The 17,676-nt window shown below is 72.7% G+C and carries 18 protein-coding genes and 1 pseudogene; 7 read left to right on the top strand and 12 right to left on the bottom strand.

The window, feature by feature from the left end:
• Positions 1-111: 111 nt before the first annotated feature.
• From ACU6P3_RS29745 to ACU6P3_RS29730, 4 genes are all read right to left on the bottom strand, one after another.
• Entirely contained in the window at positions 112-591 is a 480-nt protein-coding gene (locus ACU6P3_RS29745) for an ATP-binding protein (RefSeq protein ID WP_447194919.1), read from the bottom strand.
• 145 nt (positions 592-736) lie between these two features.
• Entirely contained in the window at positions 737-1,180 is a 444-nt protein-coding gene (locus ACU6P3_RS29740) for a response regulator (RefSeq protein ID WP_344281303.1), read from the bottom strand.
• A gap of 5 nt (positions 1,181-1,185) precedes the next feature.
• Positions 1,186-2,991: a sensor histidine kinase gene (locus ACU6P3_RS29735; protein WP_447194918.1), complete on the bottom strand. Its 1,806-nt coding sequence runs from the start codon at positions 2,989-2,991 to the stop codon at positions 1,186-1,188.
• A complete protein-coding gene (locus ACU6P3_RS29730) occupies positions 2,988-4,280 on the bottom strand; it encodes a PP2C family protein-serine/threonine phosphatase (protein ID WP_447194917.1) in 1,293 nt (430 codons plus the stop codon). The genes ACU6P3_RS29735 and ACU6P3_RS29730 overlap by 4 nt, the downstream gene beginning before the upstream one ends.
• Before the next feature lie 292 nt (positions 4,281-4,572).
• Between ACU6P3_RS29730 and ACU6P3_RS29725 the strand changes: the two genes are divergently transcribed.
• Positions 4,573-4,989 carry an STAS domain-containing protein gene (locus ACU6P3_RS29725; protein WP_447194916.1) on the top strand — a complete coding sequence of 139 codons (417 nt, stop codon included), beginning with the start codon at positions 4,573-4,575 and terminating at the stop codon, positions 4,987-4,989.
• Between the two features lie 75 nt (positions 4,990-5,064).
• On the opposite strand, the gene ACU6P3_RS29720 is transcribed toward ACU6P3_RS29725, so the two are convergent.
• The 3 genes from ACU6P3_RS29720 to ACU6P3_RS29710 all read right to left on the bottom strand — a co-directional run bounded on the left by ACU6P3_RS29720 (position 5,065) and on the right by ACU6P3_RS29710 (position 7,729).
• Positions 5,065-5,856, bottom strand: a complete 792-nt coding sequence (locus tag ACU6P3_RS29720) for a peptidoglycan-binding domain-containing protein (protein ID WP_447194915.1) — start codon at positions 5,854-5,856, stop codon at positions 5,065-5,067.
• Positions 5,857-6,202: 346 nt separating this feature from the next.
• Positions 6,203-6,382 (bottom strand): hypothetical protein, encoded by a 180-nt coding sequence (locus ACU6P3_RS29715; protein ID WP_447194914.1) that lies wholly within the window; start codon positions 6,380-6,382, stop codon positions 6,203-6,205.
• A gap of 171 nt (positions 6,383-6,553) precedes the next feature.
• Positions 6,554-7,729 (bottom strand): FUSC family protein, encoded by a 1,176-nt coding sequence (locus ACU6P3_RS29710; RefSeq protein WP_447194913.1) that lies wholly within the window; start codon positions 7,727-7,729, stop codon positions 6,554-6,556.
• 335 nt (positions 7,730-8,064) lie between these two features.
• Here ACU6P3_RS29710 and ACU6P3_RS29705 point away from each other — a divergent pair, with 335 nt between their 5' ends.
• From ACU6P3_RS29705 to ACU6P3_RS29690, 4 genes are all read left to right on the top strand, one after another.
• Positions 8,065-8,571 carry an Lrp/AsnC family transcriptional regulator gene (locus tag ACU6P3_RS29705; RefSeq protein ID WP_030741094.1) on the top strand — a complete coding sequence of 169 codons (507 nt, stop codon included), beginning with the start codon at positions 8,065-8,067 and terminating at the stop codon, positions 8,569-8,571.
• A gap of 158 nt (positions 8,572-8,729) precedes the next feature.
• Positions 8,730-9,668: a dimethylargininase gene (gene ddaH, locus ACU6P3_RS29700; RefSeq protein ID WP_447194912.1), complete on the top strand. Its 939-nt coding sequence runs from the start codon at positions 8,730-8,732 to the stop codon at positions 9,666-9,668.
• Entirely contained in the window at positions 9,665-10,993 is a 1,329-nt protein-coding gene (gene rocD / locus ACU6P3_RS29695; protein WP_447194911.1) for an ornithine--oxo-acid transaminase, read from the top strand. The genes ddaH and rocD overlap by 4 nt, the downstream gene beginning before the upstream one ends.
• Before the next feature lie 163 nt (positions 10,994-11,156).
• The gene (locus ACU6P3_RS29690; RefSeq protein ID WP_447194910.1) at positions 11,157-12,176 is read left to right on the top strand and encodes an LLM class flavin-dependent oxidoreductase; all 1,020 of its coding nucleotides are present in this window, start codon (positions 11,157-11,159) and stop codon (positions 12,174-12,176) included.
• Between the two features lie 117 nt (positions 12,177-12,293).
• On the opposite strand, the gene ACU6P3_RS29685 is transcribed toward ACU6P3_RS29690, so the two are convergent.
• On the bottom strand, positions 12,294-12,887 hold the full coding sequence (locus tag ACU6P3_RS29685) for a tellurite resistance TerB family protein (RefSeq protein WP_447194909.1): 594 nt from the start codon (positions 12,885-12,887) through the stop codon (positions 12,294-12,296).
• Positions 12,888-13,039: 152 nt separating this feature from the next.
• Between ACU6P3_RS29685 and ACU6P3_RS29680 the strand changes: the two genes are divergently transcribed.
• Both ACU6P3_RS29680 and ACU6P3_RS29675 read left to right on the top strand, forming a co-directional pair.
• Positions 13,040-13,387 (top strand): hypothetical protein, encoded by a 348-nt coding sequence (locus ACU6P3_RS29680; protein ID WP_447194908.1) that lies wholly within the window; start codon positions 13,040-13,042, stop codon positions 13,385-13,387.
• A pseudogene (locus ACU6P3_RS29675) lies at positions 13,374-13,556 on the top strand (NUDIX domain-containing protein); the annotation flags it as partial. The gene ACU6P3_RS29680 and the pseudogene ACU6P3_RS29675, both read left to right, overlap by 14 nt.
• 42 nt (positions 13,557-13,598) lie before the next feature.
• Here ACU6P3_RS29675 and ACU6P3_RS29670 read toward each other — a convergent pair.
• The 4 genes from ACU6P3_RS29670 to ACU6P3_RS29655 all read right to left on the bottom strand — a co-directional run bounded on the left by ACU6P3_RS29670 (position 13,599) and on the right by ACU6P3_RS29655 (position 17,562).
• Positions 13,599-14,927, bottom strand: a complete 1,329-nt coding sequence (locus ACU6P3_RS29670; RefSeq protein WP_447194907.1) for an MFS transporter — start codon at positions 14,925-14,927, stop codon at positions 13,599-13,601.
• Between the two features lie 264 nt (positions 14,928-15,191).
• On the bottom strand, positions 15,192-15,650 hold the full coding sequence (locus ACU6P3_RS29665) for an RpiB/LacA/LacB family sugar-phosphate isomerase (protein WP_030741124.1): 459 nt from the start codon (positions 15,648-15,650) through the stop codon (positions 15,192-15,194).
• Positions 15,647-16,570: a ribokinase gene (locus ACU6P3_RS29660; RefSeq protein WP_447194906.1), complete on the bottom strand. Its 924-nt coding sequence runs from the start codon at positions 16,568-16,570 to the stop codon at positions 15,647-15,649. Before ACU6P3_RS29660 ends, ACU6P3_RS29665 begins: the two co-directional genes overlap by 4 nt.
• The gene (locus ACU6P3_RS29655; protein WP_447194905.1) at positions 16,567-17,562 is read right to left on the bottom strand and encodes a LacI family DNA-binding transcriptional regulator; all 996 of its coding nucleotides are present in this window, start codon (positions 17,560-17,562) and stop codon (positions 16,567-16,569) included. The genes ACU6P3_RS29660 and ACU6P3_RS29655 overlap by 4 nt, the downstream gene beginning before the upstream one ends.
• Between the last annotated feature and the right edge of the window lie 114 nt (positions 17,563-17,676).

Below are 17,676 nucleotides of genomic sequence, written 5' to 3'. Positions count from 1 at the left end.
CGGGCTCCACGGTCCTGCGGGCGGCGGCGCCCACGGCTCGGCGGCGGGCTCCGGGGGCAGCACCCCGGTTCCACGTACGGTGGGCCCCGGGCGCCGCGCCCGGCCCCCGCGTCAGGCGGTCGTCCCCGCGGTCACCTTGCGGCGCTCCAGGTCGAACACGGCCTGGACGCGCTTGCCGACGGGGACCCGCTCGGCGGTGAGCCGGTCGCTGAGCGCGTGCACGATCTCGATGCCGTGGCCGCCCAGCCTGGCCGGGTCCCTCGGGAAGCGGCGCGGGAGGGCCGTACTGCTGTCGTACACGGTCACGATCACCTGCCGGGCCGTCCCCTCCAGCTCCAGCAGATACGGCCCGTGGCTGTGCCGCTCCGCGTTCGTGACCAACTCGCTGACGACCAGCAGCAGATCGTCACCCGTGCGGCCGCCGAGATCGGCGAACCACTCGGCTTCGAGCTGCTGCAGAAACCTGACGGCGAGCGCCCGGGCCTCGGCTATGCACCCGGGTTCGCCGCTGTACTCGGCGGCCCGGCGCAGCGGCTGCCCGGAATCCGCCAGGGACGCGAAGGTCCTGCCGCCGATGGTCTGTTCGTTCATACTCTCCTGCCCGGGCACCGGTGAAGGCGATCGGGGGATCCCTTCTCGGGTTCCCTTATGCCCCACCACGCGCACGGTATGCCGACCGGTTTCGTGAAGGGCGTCACGTACGTCTGTCATGTACGGGTGGCACGGGCGACGGCCGTCAGTTGCGCCCGGGCAGCCGGACCACGGTCACGAAGAACTCGTCGATCTGGCGGACGGCCGCGATGAACTGGTCCAGGTCGACCGGCTTGGTCACGTACGCGTTGGCGTGCAGCCTGTAGCTGCGCAGGATGTCCTCCTCAGCGGAGGAGGTGGTCAGCACGACGACGGGGATCGCCGCGAGTTCCGGGTCCGTCTTGATCTGCTCCAGCACCTGACGTCCGTCGTACTTCGGCAGGTTGAGGTCCAGCAGGACGAGATCCGGGCGAGGGGCCTGCGGGTGGGCGCCGCGCCGGTAGAGGAAGTCCAGCGCCTCCTCGCCGTCGCGCACCACATGGAGGGTGTTGCGGATCTTGTTGTCCTCGAACGCCTCGCGCGTCATCAACTCGTCCCCCGCGTCGTCCTCGACGAGCAGGACCTCGATGGGTTGCGCGGGCGGGTTCACGTTGGTCACGGAGCGGCTCCCGGTGGGCTGGTCGGCGGTCGTTCGTCCGACGGGTCGGGGACGGTCGCGGAAGGCGCGGCCGGACCGTCGGCGGGCGGCAGGGCCACCGTACCCGCAGGGCCGGGCGCCTTCTCCACCGCGACGGTCCCAGCGGCCTCCCCGGCCTCCCCGGCCTCCCCCGGCTGCTCGGGCACGAGGAGCGCGGGCAGCGTGAAATGGACACGGGTACCGCCCTCCGGCGGCGACTCGAGCCAGATCCTGCCGCCGTGGAACTCCACGATCTTGCGGCAGAGCGCCAGCCCGATGCCCGTGCCCTCGTACTCGTCCCGCCCGTGCAGCCGCTGGAAGATGACGAAGACCTTCTCCGCGAACTCCGGCGCCACCCCGATGCCGTTGTCCGAGACGGTGACATGCCACACCTCGGCCCCGTCGGCCTCGGCGCGTTCCCGGACGCAGCCGACGGTGATCCGGCTCGGCACCTCGGGCCGGCGGAACTTGACCGCGTTGCCGACGAGGTTCTGCCAGAGCATGGCCAGGGTGGTGGGATCGCCGGTGATCCTCGGCAGCTCCGACTCCCGTACGACGGTGGCCCCGGCCTCCTCGACGACCAGGGCGAGATTGCCCAGCGCCCGGTCCAGCGCGGCGCCCATGTCGACGTCCTGCCAGGCGTCGTGCACCCGGCCCACCCGGGAGAAGGTGAGCAGGTCGTTGATGAGGACCTGCATGCGCTTGGCGCCGTCGACCGCGAAGTCGATGTACTGCTTGCCGCGGGCGTCCAGCTGGTCGCCGTAACGCTTCTCCAGCAGTTGGCAGAACGAGGCGACCTTGCGCAGCGGCTCCTGGAGGTCGTGCGAGGCGACGTACGCGAACTGCTCCAGCTCCGAGTTCGAGCGACGCAGTTCGTCGGCCTGTTCCGCGAGGAGGGCCTCGCGCGACTGCGTCGCGGAGATCTCCGCGACGAGACGCCGGCGCATGTCCTCGACGGCGGCGCCGACCGCGCGCAGATCGGACGGCCCGCCCGTCTCGATGCGCCGGTCGAACGCCCCGGCGCGCACGTCGTCGGACGCGGCGCGCAGCGCGTTCAGCGGCCGGCCGACCATCCGGTGCAGCACGAGAGCGAGCACCACCACGGCCGTCACGAAGACGCCGAGGGCGGCGACGGACGCGGCGTCCCGCTGCGCCCGGGCGTCGTCCAGCTCGGCGCGTGCCCGGTCCCTGGCGACATCCAGATGGCGCTGTTGTACGGCGAAGAGGGTGCGCAGTTCGTCGAAGCCCGCCTTGCTCCGGGCCAGCCGCTGTGCGGACGCCGACTCGGCCCCCCGGGCTCGTACGGCCCCGATCAGCGGAGCCACGTCCTCGCGCCGCCACCGCTCGGCGGCCCGCGCGATCCGGTCGAGGTCCGTGGCGAGGACGGCGTCCTCGGCGACGACGGCGCGCATGCCCCGGACGAACCGGCGCTCTTCCGCGCGGCCCTGGTCGTACGGTGCGAGGAAGGACGGGTCGGCGGTCAGGGCGTAGCCGCGGACGCCGGTCTCCTGGTCGAGCAGGGCCCGTTGGAGCTGGAACGCGCCCGACCGGGCGGGCTGGATGCGGTCCACCAGGTCGTCGGTGCGGTCGTTGGCCCGCACCATGAACGCCCCGGCGACCAGCGCGCAGCCGCAGACCACCAGCACCAGCAGGGCGAGGATCAACCGGACCCAGCCCTGCACGGAGAGCCGGGAGCGCGCGAAGCGCCCCGGCGGTGGCTGCTCGCCCCCGGGTACGGCGGCTCGCGGCCGGCCCGGCTCCGCTCCCTCCGGCGCCGCCGTCATCGCCCGCCGCCCCAGCCGAGGTGCAGCACGGCGACGTCGTCGGCGAGACCTCCGTACGGCGCGGCCCCCTCCTCGGCCTCGTCGACCAGCGCGTCCACGAAGGCATCCGGAGGCAGTGCGCCGTGCTTCCTGGCCAGCCCGAGCAGCCCGCTCTCCCCCAGCCGGGTGGCCGGCCCCGTACGCCCCTCGAACAGCCCGTCCGTGAACAGCACCACATGCCCCCCGAGCGGCAGCGGCAGCGCCGACTCCGTCCAGTGGCCCGTCCCGGGCAGCAGCCCGAGGGCCATGCCGACGGGCGGCTCCTCCCAGGCGACCGCGCCGCCGTGGCGGACCAGCAGTCCGGGGTGGCCTGCGCGCAGGACCCGCACGTCCCGGCGGTCGGGCGGGAAGACCACGGAGGTGACGGTCGCGAACACATGGGGGTCGGCCCGCTCGGCGACGAGGATCTCCTCCAGCAGGCGTACCTGCTCCAGCTGCGGCGTGCCGCAGAGCACCGCCGTGCGCCAGGCCACCCGCAGACAGACCCCGAGTGCCGCTTCCGCCGCTCCGTGCCCCGACACGTCGCCTATGACCGCGTGGACCGTGCCGTCCACGGTCTGCACGACATCGTAGAAGTCACCGCTGAGCAGGCCGTGGGCGCGTCCCGGCTCGTACCGCGCGACCGCCTCGAAGTCCTCGCCGCGCAGCAGCGGCACGGGCAGCAGCCCCCGCTCCAGCCGGGCGTTCTCCTGCGCGATCCGCTCATTGGCGCGGAGCGCGGCGGCGGCCTGTTCGACCTGCTTGCGCTGGAGCGCGTAGCGCAGCGCCCGGCTCAGCGTCTCGGGGTCGAACCGTCCCTTGACGAGGTAGTCCTGCGCGCCGGTCGCCACGGCGGACAGCCCCGTGTCGCCCCCGGCCATGCCGGTGAGCACCACCACGGCCGCCTCGGGGGCACTGCGGACGATACGGGTGACGGCGTCGAGTCCCTGGGCGTCGGGCAGGTGGAGATCGAGGAGCACGCAGACCGGCGTGGTGCGGCCCGAGAGGAACCGCTCGGCCTCCGCGAGCGTCTTGCACCACGTGAGCGGGGAGTCCAGATCGCTGTCGGCGAGCAGTTCCTCGACGAGCAGCGCGTCACCGGCGTCGTCCTCGACCAGCACCAGCGCCGCGTCCCCGGACCGGAGCGAGTCCGGTACGCCGCCGTCCCGTACGGGCGCGGTGTCACCGGCGGGGGCCGGTGAACCCAAAGCTCCCAGGGGACGGCGCTCCGGCACCGGCCGGGAGGAGAGGCCGACGGGCGACTCGACCATGTGCACCCCTCTCGCATGGCGGCACGGCCCGCCTATGTCTTCCGGCGGGAAAGCATATGCGACCCTGCCGACGCCGATCGGCGCACGGTGGGGAAAACACACGCCGGGGGGACCGGCGCGGCACACCGTCCGAGCGGCGCGGGCGGTGGCCGGTGCCCGGGGCGCCCATGGCGCCCGGGGCCTGGACGCCCGGTACCCGTGCTCCGACCCGCCGCGTCAACTACCCGAAACCCGTGGCATCCTGGGATCCCATGAGGAGCGACGCCGGTCTCGACAGCGCACTCGGTCACCGATGACCGAGTCGCTGCCGAGACCGCTGCCCGATCCCCTGGCCGTGGTGGTCACCACGCCCCGGGCCGACACCGTCGTGGTGCGGCTCGACGGCGCGATGGATTTCGAGACGGCGTACGAAGTGGTAGACACCGTACGGCAGTTGCTGCGCTCCCACCGCGGTGTGCGCACCCTGGAGCTGCACTGCGGCGGTCTCACCCTGTGCGACTCGGCCGGGCTGTCGGCCCTGCTGCTGATCAGACGTCTCACCGAGGGCGACGGCGTACGGCTGGTCCTGTCGGAGTGTCGGCCCGCGCTGGACCGGCTGCTGGAGATCACCGGAACCCGCGGCCGGCTGGGCCGGGAGGCGGCCGCCGGCGGGCGGAACGAGGGGGAGGACGGCGGGGGCCGGGCCGGGTCGCGCCGGCCGTCGCCCTGACGGCCGCGCGTCCCCCGCCGGGGGCGCGGGAGCGGGCCGGGGGCGCGGGGCCGGGCCGAGGGTTCGGGTCCAGGATCAGGTGGAGGTCCGGGACTCCAGGTCGCGGCGGGTGTCGTCGCCGTACACGCCGGTCTCGTCGCCCCGTATGCCGTACCAGAGCTGGAAGCGGCCGACGGCCTCGGTCAGCGTGGTGTCGTACGTACCGCTGACACTGCCGCCGTCGTACACATTGGGAATGCGCAGCAGCCGTTCCTGGAGGTCGGCCACCTCCGGCCCGCTGTCGCCCTCCCTCAGTACGCCGGGCCCGTCGGGGTCGGCGGCCGGCGGTGCCTGGGACGCGGGGAGGCTCGGGGCGGCGGCGTCGGGGGCGGAGGCCGTGGGCGCGGCCCCCGGAGGTGGTGTCGCGGCCTGGGACCGGTCCTCCATGCCGCGCCAGGTCAGGAGCAGCGCCACGGCGAGTCCGGAGAGGCCCGCCGCGGCCACGGACGTGACCAGGACGCCCCTGCCGCTCCATGGCCGATGGCCATAGGTCCGCTCCCGTCCCCGTACGGACGGGATCTCCTCGGTGTCGTACTCCTCGTCCTTCGCGTCCCCGGCCCGGCGGCCGTCCGAAGGGACGTCCGAGCGGTCGTCCGAGCGGTCGTCCGACGCCGACTCATCGGTGCCCCGGGCGGCACCGTCGGCCACCGGCACCTGCTCCCACGCCCCGCCCCGGTCGGCCGCCGGGTCGGTGGTGCCGGTGTGGTCGGGCCTGAAGAGGTCGTCGAAGTCCGTCAGCTCCCGGGGCCGGCGACGGCGCATGATCCGGGTGGGTTCGAGCACCGTACGCCGCGCGGGCTGCTGAGGGCGTTCGGGCGATGCACTCACGGCGGCCTCCTTCCTGCCTGTCCGTACGACACCGGACGCTACCCCGGCTCCGTGGGGCGTGCGGGGCGAATGGGAGTAACGGCCTTCCGCCGGTGGCGGGTCGGCGGCCGACGCGCGGTGGCGCGGTCCTGTCGAGTGCCGACGGGGGCGAGGCCGTCGCCACCCGCGGCCGACGCCCCGGGAAGGCGCGTCGGGAAGGCGCGTCGTGCCGGTGGCACGGCTCCGCGGGGCCGGCCCCGGCCGGGTACCCGAGGCGGGCACACGGGAAAAGCGGGGTCCGCCGGCTTCGCCGGGCCCGGGGCCGGGTATCCGGGCGTGGCCGCCCGACGGGCCCCGGGCCGTCGGCTCAGCCCTTGTCGCTCTCGGCGTCCTCCTGCGCGCCCTGGTTGGGGCTGAGGGCGTCTCCGGCCCCGCCGCTCTCTCCGCCCCGGCCCTCGTCCTCGCCCGGGAGCCGCGTCTCGGCCTCCTCCACCTCTTTGAACACCTCGTCGGCGGCCGTGTCCGTGGAGTCACCGTTCCCGCTCATCGTCCAGTCCTCCTTCGATCCGTCCGAGTGCGGTCGTTCGTGGCACTCGTGACGCTCATGGCGTTCATGTACGCACTCACCTTCATGTACGCACTCGTGTGCGCCGTCTTCCACTCGTCCCGCGGGCGCACACCTCCCGCCCCGTGCCGTCCCGCTCGCGTGCCCGGGCCCTCAGCCGTCCGGCTCCGGCTCCTCGCGTCGAGGGCCGAGGCGTGACAGCAGTTGTTCGGCCTCCAGCAGCAGGCCGCCACTGACCCGTGCCGTCGCCCCGGTCCGGGCCCGGAAGCCGGCGGCCAGTTCCTCGTAGAGCGACCAGGCCCGCTCCTCGGCGGAGGCGTCGTCCCTCTGCACACCCCCCGGACGTACCGACGCCGCCGCGAGGGCTTCCTCCTCCGCGTCACACAACCCGGCCATCTCCTCGGCCAGGTCGGCGAAGCGGGCGAGGAACGCCGCGTCGGGCGCGGTCAGCCCGGCCCGTTCGCCCGCCGTGCCGGCAAGGGTGCGGGTGAGGGCCGTCAGGTGGCCGACGACGCCGTCCCACAGCGCGTCGGCCTCCGCCGGCGGCTGGGGAAGCGGCCGTCGGCGCAACCGCAGTCCGGGGTTGAACCGGGCGCTCTCCGCGCTCCATCCCCGCGCTTCCGTGAGCGCGCGCAGCACCTGGTCCAGCCGCCGGGCCCGGTCGTGCCAGCCCGCCGCGTCCGAGGCGTCCCACTCCGTGCGCAGTCCGTCGGCCATGGCGCGCAGCAGCCCCGCGCTGTCCCGCGCCAGCCGTCGTAGCTGCTCGCGTACGTCCCGCAGGTGGACGGGCGGCAGGACGAAGGCGTTGACGCAGACCCCGATCGTGGCCCCGATCAGCGTCTCCAGCAGCCGATGGCCGATCTCGGACGGGGAGTAGGCGCCGTAGGTGATGACGAACAGCGCCGTCGTCGCACCGTAGACGCCCTGCGCGCCGAGTCTGCGGTAGGTACCGGCCAGCGCCATCACCGGCAGCGCGATCAGCATCGCCTCCAGCGTGTCGCCGTCCGTCATCACCATCGCCGCCGACGCCCACAGCGTGCCCGCGACGATCACCGCGAGTTGCCGCATCCCGGCCCGCAGCGACCGGTAGACCGTCGCGTCGATCAGCACGAGCGCCGTCCACGGGGCCATCAGCGCGAGCGGCGCCGCGAGCCACCACCCCGTCAGCGCCCACGCGGCGACGGCCGCGCCCGCGGCCTTGAGAGCCTGCACCATCGTGTCCCGCTCGGGCCCCGGGGCCCGCAGCGCCGCGGCCGAGGACCGGCGGACGGCCGACACCTCCCAGCTCAGCCACCACCACAGCGATGCCCACGGCCGACGCCCCGCCACCGCATCCGCCTCCTCTTCGGCTCCGACTCGTCCGGCTTCCGGGTTCCGGCATCGAGTGCCCCGTTTCCTCTGGCCGCATGACACCGTGACCGGGGGCGAGGCACGTCCGGCCGGGAGCGGGGCCCCGCGCGGTCCGGCGATCATAGGCGGACGCGCGGCACCGTACCGGCCGGGCCGTGACCGTCCGGACCGGCGCGCGGACGCCCGCCGGAAGCCACACCGCACAACAACTCCGCCCCGCACAACGCGACAGGCCATGAGCGACAGGTCATGACCGAAGCCGCGACCCACCGGCCGCAGAACACATGTACGTCTCCGGAAAGACAGGTGCACCCGTGACCCAGCGCCGCTCCTCGCTCCCGCTCGACGAGCTGGACCGCAAGATCCTCTCGGCGCTGGTGGCCAACGCCCGCGCGAGTTTCGTCGAGATCGGCGCCTGCATCGGGCTCTCCGCGCCCGCCGTCAAGCGACGGGTGGACCGGATGCGCGAGGCCGAGGTCATCACCGGCTTCACCACCATCGTGCGCCCGGGGGCACTCGGCTGGCGTACGGAGGCGTACGTGGAGGTGTACTGCGACAGTGCCGCGCCGCCCCGCCGGATCGCCGAGGTCGCCCGCAAGTACCCGGAGATCGTGGCCGCCGTGACCGTCACCGGAGCCGCCGACGCGCTGCTGCACATCCGGGCCGCCGACATCGAACATTTCGAGAACGTCCTGGAGCAGATCAGGAACGAGCCGTTCATCCGCCGAACGGACAGCACCATCGTCCTGACCCATCTGCTGCCCGGCAGCCCGGACGCCGGCAGCCCCGCCGGACTGAGCGACGCAACGAACGGTGGCTGAGGCGCCGTCTCACGCAAGAACGCTGCGTGGGCGCGCAATCATGACGGCTTGTCGGCGATTTCCCGGAATTCCTACCGTGGAGACATCGAGCCGCCCGGCGCACCGAGCACGCGCCGGACGGCACCGGAGTCGTCCTTGGCGAGAGGAACACGTCCGTCATGGCTTCATCCCCCGTCGCACCCCCGTCGCCGTTCGTGGACCCGCCGTCCGCCCCGTCCGTCGCTTCCGCCGCGTCGTCCGTCCCGTCTGCTCCGCCCGCACCGTTCGTCGCCCCGTCCGTCGTCACGTCCGGCGCACCCGGCCGGCCACGCCGTTTTCTGCTGTGCGCGCCCACGTACTTCGACGTGTCGTACGTGATCAACCCCTGGATGAGGCGGAACGTCACCGTCGACCGCGGCCGGGCGACGGCCCAGTGGCGGGCGCTCGCCGACGCCTACCGGGCGTACGGACACACGGTCGAGGAACTGGCACCCGCTCCCGGCCTCCCCGACATGGTGTTCGCCGCCAACGGGGCGGCGGTGGTCGGCGGCCGGGTGCTCGGCTCGCGGTTCCACGCGCCCCAGCGGCAGGCGGAATCGGCCCTGTTCCACCTCTGGTTCAAGGAGGCGGGGTTCGACGTGCGGGAGCCGGAGTCCGTGTGCGAGGGGGAGGGTGACCTCACCCCGGTCGGGGATCTCGTCCTCGCGGGCACCGGCTTCCGTACCACCACCGCGGCGCACCACGAGGCACAGGAGCACTTCGGCCGGCCGACCGTGAGCCTGCGTCTGGTCGACCCGTACTTCTACCACCTCGACACCGCGCTGTTCGCGCTCGACGACACGAACGTGGCCTACTACCCGGGGGCGTTCTCCGCCGGCAGCCAGGAAGTGCTGCGGACGCTGTTCCCCGACGCCGTGCTCGCGACGCGCGAGGACGCCCTGGCCTTCGGCCTCAACTCCGTGTCCGACGGCCGTCATGTCTTCATCGCTCCGGCGGCCACCGCGCTCGCCGCGCGGCTCGCGGACCGCGGTTACACGCCCGTACCCGTCGACCTGTCCGAACTCCACAAGGCAGGCGGCGGGATCAAATGCTGCACCCAGGAGATCCGTATCTCATGAGCGTCACCACCACCACGGACGGCCGGACCGTCACCGAGTCCGCCGCACCCGCAGCCGCGGCGCCCGCCGAGCACACGCCCACGCCGACCGGGCCCACGCCCGCCGCCCGACCCGGCGCCGACGCGCGCCCCTCCGCCGAGGTGATCCGGGCGGAGGAAGCCGGCCTCGCGCACAACTACCACCCGCTGCCCGTCGTGATCGCGCGCGCCGAGGGATGCTGGGTCGAGGACGTCGAGGGAAGGCGCTACCTCGACCTGCTCTCCGGCTACTCGGCCCTCAACTTCGGCCACCGCCACCCCACTCTCGTCCAAGCGGCCCGTGACCAGCTCGACCGGCTCACGCTGACCTCGCGCGCCTTCCACAACGACCGGCTCGCCGGACTCGCGGCAGGGCTCGCCGAGCTGACCGGCCTGGATGTCACGCTCCCGATGAACACGGGCGCGGAAGCGGTGGAGAGCGCCATCAAGATCGCCCGCAAGTGGGCCTACGAGGTCAAGGGCGTGCCGGCCGACCGGGCGACGGTCGTCGTCGCGGACGGCAACTTCCACGGCCGTACGACGACGATCGTCTCCTTCTCCACCGACCCTGTCGCCCGCGACGGATTCGGCCCGTTCACGCCGGGGTTCCGGGTGGTGCCGTACAACGACCTCGGGGCCCTCGAGGCGGCCGTCGACGAGACCACCGCCGCCGTGCTGGTGGAGCCGATCCAGGGCGAGGCGGGCGTCCTGATCCCCGACGACGGCTATCTGGCCGGCGTACGGGAGGTGACGCGGGCCACGAACACGCTGTTCGTCGCGGACGAGATCCAGTCGGGGCTGGGCCGCACGGGCCGCACGCTGGCCGTCGAGCACGAGAACGTGACGCCCGATCTGGTGCTGCTCGGCAAGGCGCTCGGCGGCGGCATCGTGCCCGTCTCCGCCGTCGTGGGCCGCCGGGACGTGATGCGCGTCCTGCGCCCGGGCGAGCACGGCTCCACCTTCGGCGGGAACCCCCTGGCCGCGGCCGTCGGGCAGGCGGTGATCGGCCTGCTGCGCACCGGTGAGTTCCAGGAGCGCGCCACGCGTCTGGGCGCCGTGCTGGAGGCGAACCTGCGTCCGCTGGTGGGCCGGGGCCTCCTGCGCTACCGGGCCCGTGGCCTGTGGGCGGGGCTGGACATCGACCCCGCGGTCGGCACCGGCCGGGAGATCAGCGAACGGCTCATGGCACGCGGTCTGCTGGTCAAGGACACACACGGCTCGACCATCCGGCTGGCGCCGCCGCTGACCATCGGCGAGGACGAGTTGACGGAGGCGATCGGGAAGGTGGCCGAGACGGTGGCGGACTGACCTTCGGTCGGGGCCGGTACGCCGCCCGCGGCCGGCCGGCCCGCCGGGGAGGCGGTCCGCCTGCCGCCTCCGTGCCCCGGCCTCTGATCCGAGCCCGGAACCCGCGGGTCCCACGTACTGTAGGTGCGGCGGAAAGAGCACCTACGGACGAGGACGGCTTCCCGTGCCGACGACCCCACGCCCCTTGCGGAAACTGGGCTTCCTGACCATCGGCCTGTTCGACGGCGCGGACCCCCGCCGGGGCCACGAGTCGACCCTGGAGATCATCGAGCTCGGTGAGCGGCTGGGCTTCGACAGCGCCTGGGTGCGGCACCGTCATCTCCAGTACGGCATCTCCTCCCCGCTCACCGTCCTGGCGGCGGCCTCCCAGCGCACCAGCCGCATCGAACTGGGCACCGCGGTCATCCCGTTGGGGTGGGAGAACCCGCTGCGGCTGGCGGAGGACCTGGCGACGGTGGACATCCTCTCCGGTGGCCGCCTCAACCCGGGGGTCAGCGTCGGGCCACCCATGCACTACGAGCGGGTCAAGGCCGCGCTGTACCCCGACACCGCGGAGACGGAGGACTTCGGCTACGCACGCGTGCGACGGCTGCTGGACTTCGTACGCGGCGAACCCGCCACCGACTTCAGCGGCACGGAGGGCTTCGAGGTGTTCTCCGACCGCGTCCAGCCCCACGCCCGCGGCCTGGGGCGCCGCATGTGGTACGGGGGCGGGAGCCTGCGGTCGGCGCGGTGGGCGGGCGAGCACGGAATGAACCTCTTGACCAGCAGTGTCGTGAAGGCTGAGGAGTCGGAGGACTTCGCCGAGATCCAGCTGTCGCACATACGGACCTTCCGCGCCCACCACCCGGACGGCGACGAAGCCCGGGTCTCCCAGGGGCTCGTCGTCCTCCCCACCGACACCGCCTCGCCCGCACAGCGCGCGAAGTACGAGGACTACGCCCGGCAGCGGTTGCCGCGCACCGCCACGCCCCAGGGACCGGGACGCATGCTGTTCGCGCCCGACCTCGTCGGGCCCTCCGCCGAGATCGCCGAACGGCTCTTCGCCCATGCGGCGTTCCGTGAAGTCGACGAGGTGGCTTTCGCGTTGCCGTTCACCTTCGACCACGAGGACTATGCGCAGATCCTCACCGACATCGTCACCGGACTCGGCCCGGCCCTCGGCCGGCGCCCGGCCGCCTGACGCGACGGCCGACACTCCGAGGAGGCCCCCGCCACGGGGGCGTGCGGCGGCCTCAGCGCCCCGGGACCGCGCACGTCCACCCTCCCCCCGATGACGTCATCGAGCGGCACGGCACCGTCAGATACCGAACTCCGTGGGCGACACGCCGAGCGCGCCGCAGGCTTCGCGGATGGCGTACTGCTCGGACGCCTCGAAGTACCCGTCGGCACCGGCGATGACGATGCCCGTCTGGATGACCGCGCGAGCCTCCGCCGGCTTCTTGGCGGCTTTGGCGATCTCCTGCAACGCCTCCGCCTTGCCCGCCTGGAAGTTGGCGACGAGCCGGTCCACGTGCTTGTTGAACCGCTGGCGGAGCTGGTCCGCCGGGAAGTTCTGCAGGACCTCGTTGGAGACGATCAGCTCCTCCACGCGCTGCCGCTCCGCCGGCTCCACATGCCCGTCGGCCGCGGCCACCAGCGCGCACATCGCCATGCTGGCGTCCCGGTAAGCGCCGCTCTTGAGCTCGGTCTTGACCGACGCGAGCTGAGATTTCAGCACGCCGATCAGCTGCGCCTTGGAGCCGCCGGAGGACGAGCCCGAGCCATGGCCCGGCCCGTGGCCGCTCGGCTGCCCCTGCCCGAAGGGGCCCTGCCCGTGCCCGCCCGATCCCCGAGCGCTCTGGGACTGCTGGAGGTTCTTGGCCTGGTCCTTGATCCGGTCCCACATAGCCACTGGTGCCACCTCGACTTCTGCTGCTGTCTGTCCGGCCTTGGTCGTCGGTCGCGCTTCTTCGCGGTCCCCCAGGTGAACGCCCCCGGGAGTCACCGGGTTCCCCCACGGCAAAGACAAGGCAAAGTCCCGCGAGGCGTCGATAGCATGAACACATGAGCAGCCGTCAGCAACTGCCTTTCCTGGGCTTCGCCTTGGCCGGCCTCGCACTGGTTCTCTGGCTGTTGTTGAGTCCACCCGACTCGGGAGTGAGCGGCGGGGAGTGCCGTCCCGCCTTGAGCCTCGGATTCGGCAAGGAGGGCAGGGAAGCGTTCGAAGACAGCAAGGCGAGCGTGTCCGACGATGCCGACTGGGGCCACCAGGTGCTCAATGTCTGCTCGGGCAAACAGAACACCCGGCTCTCCTGGGCTCTCCTCGCCGTAGTGCCGACAAGCGTGGCGGCGGCCGCGGCATGGGCCCGTCGCCCCCGCCCTTCCGCGCAGGACGCGCATGAGCCCCGGTGACGCCGCCTCGAGTCTCCGGCCGGCGGCGTACGCCGTGTGCGTCGAGGACGGACGGGTGCTGCTCGCCCGTCACGTACCGCCGCGGGGCGAGAGTACGTGGACTCTTCGGGGCGGCAGGGTCGAGCACGCGGAGGATCCGTTCGACGCGGTGGCCCGGGAGGTGGCCGAGCGGGAGGACGCGACCTTCCGCGTCGGCCACTGAGCCCCGGTGTCAGGGCCGGCGTTCCTCGGCGACGAGGGCGAGTACCCGCTCGCGCTCGTGGCGGCCCCAGGTTTCCTTGGTGGCGAGGATACCGACGAGGCCGACAACGGCGGCGCCGAGGTAGAGCAGTGCTGCGCCGGGCCAGCCGAAGGCGCCCACCAGGGCGGCGGCGAGCAGCGGTGCGAAGCCGCCTATGGCCGCGGCGACCTGGTAGCCGAGCGAGGCTCCCGAGGTGCGTGTGGCGGTGCGGAACTGCTCGGTGAGCAGAGACCCCTGTGTCCCGGTGAGCGAGGCGTGGATGAGCCCGATTCCGATGATGAACACGGCCACGATCAGTGCGGGATGGGCGGTGTTGGTGAGCAGGTACATCGGGAAGGCGAAGAGGATCGCCGCCGTGCAGCCCGTGATGTAGACGGGACGGCGTCCGATGCGGTCGGTGAGCGCGCCGGCGAGGAAGGTGACGGCGATGGCCAGGATGCTGGCGGCTGTGATGGCGCCGAGAGCGACGGGGCGCAGGTCGGGGTCGCGTTCGGTGATGTAGTTGAGCAGGTAGGTCGCGGTGGAGTAGTAGGCGAAGGATTCGACGACGCGCAGGGCGATCACACGCAGGATGCTCCGCCAGTCGTCGCGGAGGGTCGCGAGGAGGGGGTTCTTCTCGGTCGTGCCGCTGGCCCGTGCTTCCTGGAACTCGGGGGATTCGGAGAGCCGGGAGCGCACGACGAGCGCGACGATGACGAGGACGGCGCTGAGCAGGAAGGGGGTTCGCCACTGCCAGTCGCCGTCGAGTGTGGCGCTCCAGGCGAATACGCCGCCGGCGAGGGCGATGCCCAGCGGGTTACCGGACTGGGGGATGGCGGCGAACATACCGCGGCGGTGCCACGGGGCGTGTTCGTAGGCCATGGTGATCGCCCCGCCCCATTCGGCCCCGAAGGCCAGGCCCTGGACCATGCGGATCGCTACGAGCAGGATCGGCGCGAGCACACCGACCCGCTCGTAGGTCGGCAGCACACCGATGAGGAAGGTGGCGGCGCCCATGACGATCATGGCGGCGACCAGGACGGGCTTGCGGCCGAGCTTGTCGGCGAAGTAGCCGCCGATCGCGCCGCCGAGCGGGCGCATGACGAAGCCGACCGCGAGGGTGGCGAACGACAGGAGTGTGCCGACGAACCGGTCGCTCTCGGGGAAGAAGACGGCTCCGAAGTAGAGCGCGGACGCGGTTCCGTAGGCGATGAAGTCGTAGTTCTCGACGCTGGTGCCGACGGCCGCGGCGACCGCGGTCTTGACGCGGTCCTTCGAGCCGAGCACGCTCCGCCGTCCGGCAACGGTGCTGGTGGACATGAGTGTTCTCTCCTTGCAGGTGGGCTCCGGATCGCGGGTGCGTGACGCGGGAGGCCCGCGGACCGCACGGCATGGCCGGGGTTCCTGTCCGGTGCTTCCGGATATGCCGGGGTGACGCGCGGCGGTGGTCGGCGGCGTCGTACGAAGAGGGCGCGGCGGGACATCGCCCGCGGGCGGACTGCCCGCCGGCGGTGTCAGGCCGGTGGGGCCAGGCCGGTCGGGTCGGACCGGTGCGGTCAGAGCGGTCGGGTCGGACCGGTGGGGTCAGGGTGCCGGTGAGGACAGTGTGTCGAGCGCGTTGAGCTTGGTGACTCTGCGGCGGGTGTCCTCGCTGTCGTCGAACGTGGCGGCGAGGAACTCACGGACGATGTCGGGAACGAGTGCGTGCGGAACGAGCCAGGCACCCATGGCGATGGCGTTGGCGTCGTCGTGCTCGACGGCCTGGTGGGCGGAGTAGGGCTCGTGCGTCAGCCCGCAGCGGATGCCGGGCAGTTTGTTCGCGGCCATGACGGCGCCCTGACCGGTGCCGCAGACGAGCACGGCCCGATCCGCGGTTCCGGAGAGCACCGGGTCACAGGTGGCCCGGGTGATGTCGGGGAAGTCGACAGGGTCGGAGTTGTGGGTGCCGCAGTCGAGGACCTCGTGGCCGAGGTCCTCGATGGCCCGGCGCACGGCGTCTTTCAGCGGGTACCCGGCATGGTCTGCGCCGAGGGCGACTTTCATCGGCTGGTCCGTTCGAAGAGGGCGGGCTCGAGTTCGGCCCGGTGGGGAATGGAGGGTGCGGCGCCCGGCCGCGTGACGGCGAGCGAGGCGGCGGCGAGCGCCGCGCGCAGCCGCTGTTCGAAGGGCAGTGTGTGCAGCGCCGCGAGGTAACCGGTGAAGGTGTCGCCCGCGGCTGTGGTGTCGACGGCGCTGACGCGGGGTGCGGGCGCGTGCCCGCTCTCGCCGCCACGGAGGTGGTAGGCCGCGCCGTCGGAGCCGAGCGTGCAGACGACGTCGGTGCCGAGCGCGTCCGAGAGATCGGCGAGGCGGGACCGGAGATCCTGGCCGGGGATGTCCAGCAACGTGGCGACGACCACGAGTTCGTGCTCGTTGACGACGAGCAGGTCGAGGTCGGCGACGATGTCATCGCGTGAAACAGGCGCCGGTGCGGCATTCCAGATCACGTGGGCCCCGGCTTCCCGTGCCCGGCGGGCCGCGCGGGCCGAGATGTGGGCGGGAACCTCGTTCTGCAACAGCAGGACTTCGCCTGACCGCAGCGCCGCGCAGGCGCGGTCGACATCAGCGGCGGGAATCGCGTGGTTGGCGCCGGGCACCACCACGATGCAGTTCTCCGCCGCGTCGTCGATGAGGACGACGGCCCGGCCCGAGGAGGTGTCCTCCAGCCGCGCGACAGCGCCGATGTCGATGCCGTCGCGAGCGAGGAGATCAAGCAGGACGGCGCCGTCCGCGGCCCCCACGGCACCCGCCATACGCACGGAGGCACCGGCGCGGACGGCGGCGACGGCCTGATTGGCGCCCTTACCGCCCAGGGCCGTCATCGACGAGTGTGCTCCGACCGTCTCGCCGGGGCCGGGCAGCCGCCTGAGCCGGATGGCATCGTCCATGTTGATACTGCCCACCACGGTGACGCGCGTGCTCATCGGACACCCTTCGGCGACCGGTCGACAAAGGAGGTGGCGACGCGTTGACCGGTCGCCGCGCGGCCGGCGAGCAGGTCGACCAGTCCGCGCACACCGAGGCGGCCGATCGACGACGCTTCGTTGCGGACCGCGCTGATGGGCGGTGACGCGAACTCGAACCACTCGAGGTCGTCGAAGGAGACGACCTCGATGCGGGCGGCCCGCTCCGCGCCGAGCCGCTCGCGCAGCGCGCGGACGGCCCCGAGGGTGGTCAGGCCGTTCGCGCCGAAAACGGCCGTGAAGGGGGCGCCCCGGTCGATGACTCGGCACATCGCCTCGGCCGCGCCGCCGGCCAGGAAGTCACCGGCGTCGAGCAGCCTCTCGTCGGTGCTGATCCCGTGCTTCTCACGCCCGGCGAGGTAGGCGGCGCGGCGTTCCGCGCCGGTGGAGATCGCGTCGGGGCCGCCGATGAACGCCACGTCGCGGTGTCCACGCTGCCGCAGCCAGGTCAGGACGTGCTCGACGCCCTGCGCGTTGTCGGTGCCGTACAACGGGGCGTCGACGCCCTCGATCGTACGGTTGAGGAAGACGAGCGGCAGCCCGGAGGCCAGCGTGGCCGCGAGTTGCGGCGAGACCGTGCCCTGCGGGGAGAACAACAGGCCGTCGATGCGTTGCGAGGCGAAGGTCCGCAGGTACGCGTCGGCTTGTTCGGCGTCCTCGTTCGCGTTGGCCAGCAGCACGGTGTAGCCGTGGTGACGCGCTTCTTGCTCCGCGGCGTGGGCGAGCTCGGAGAAGAACGGGTTGCGGATGTCGGAGACGAGCAGTCCCAGCACGTCGGTACGGGAGCGCCGCAGGGAACGTGCGGGGCCGTTGGCGATGTAGCCCAGCTCGGCCGCGGCGGCGAGAACGCGGGACCGGGAGTCGGCCGAGGTCTGGCTGCTGCCGCTGAGTACCCGGGACGCGGTACCCAGCGAGACCCCGGCCCGTGCCGCGACGTCCTTGATCGTGGTCACCGGCTCCACCTCCTCGTGGAAACGTTTCCATAGCGGGAATGCCTCAAAGATCGCACACAGAGCACGGAAGGAGCAAGACCCGGCCGCCTCCTGGAGGGCGTTGCTCCGGCGGCC

This window comes from Streptomyces hebeiensis, from assembly GCF_052983195.1.
This window is presented reverse-complemented; position numbering and strand designations above follow the sequence as displayed.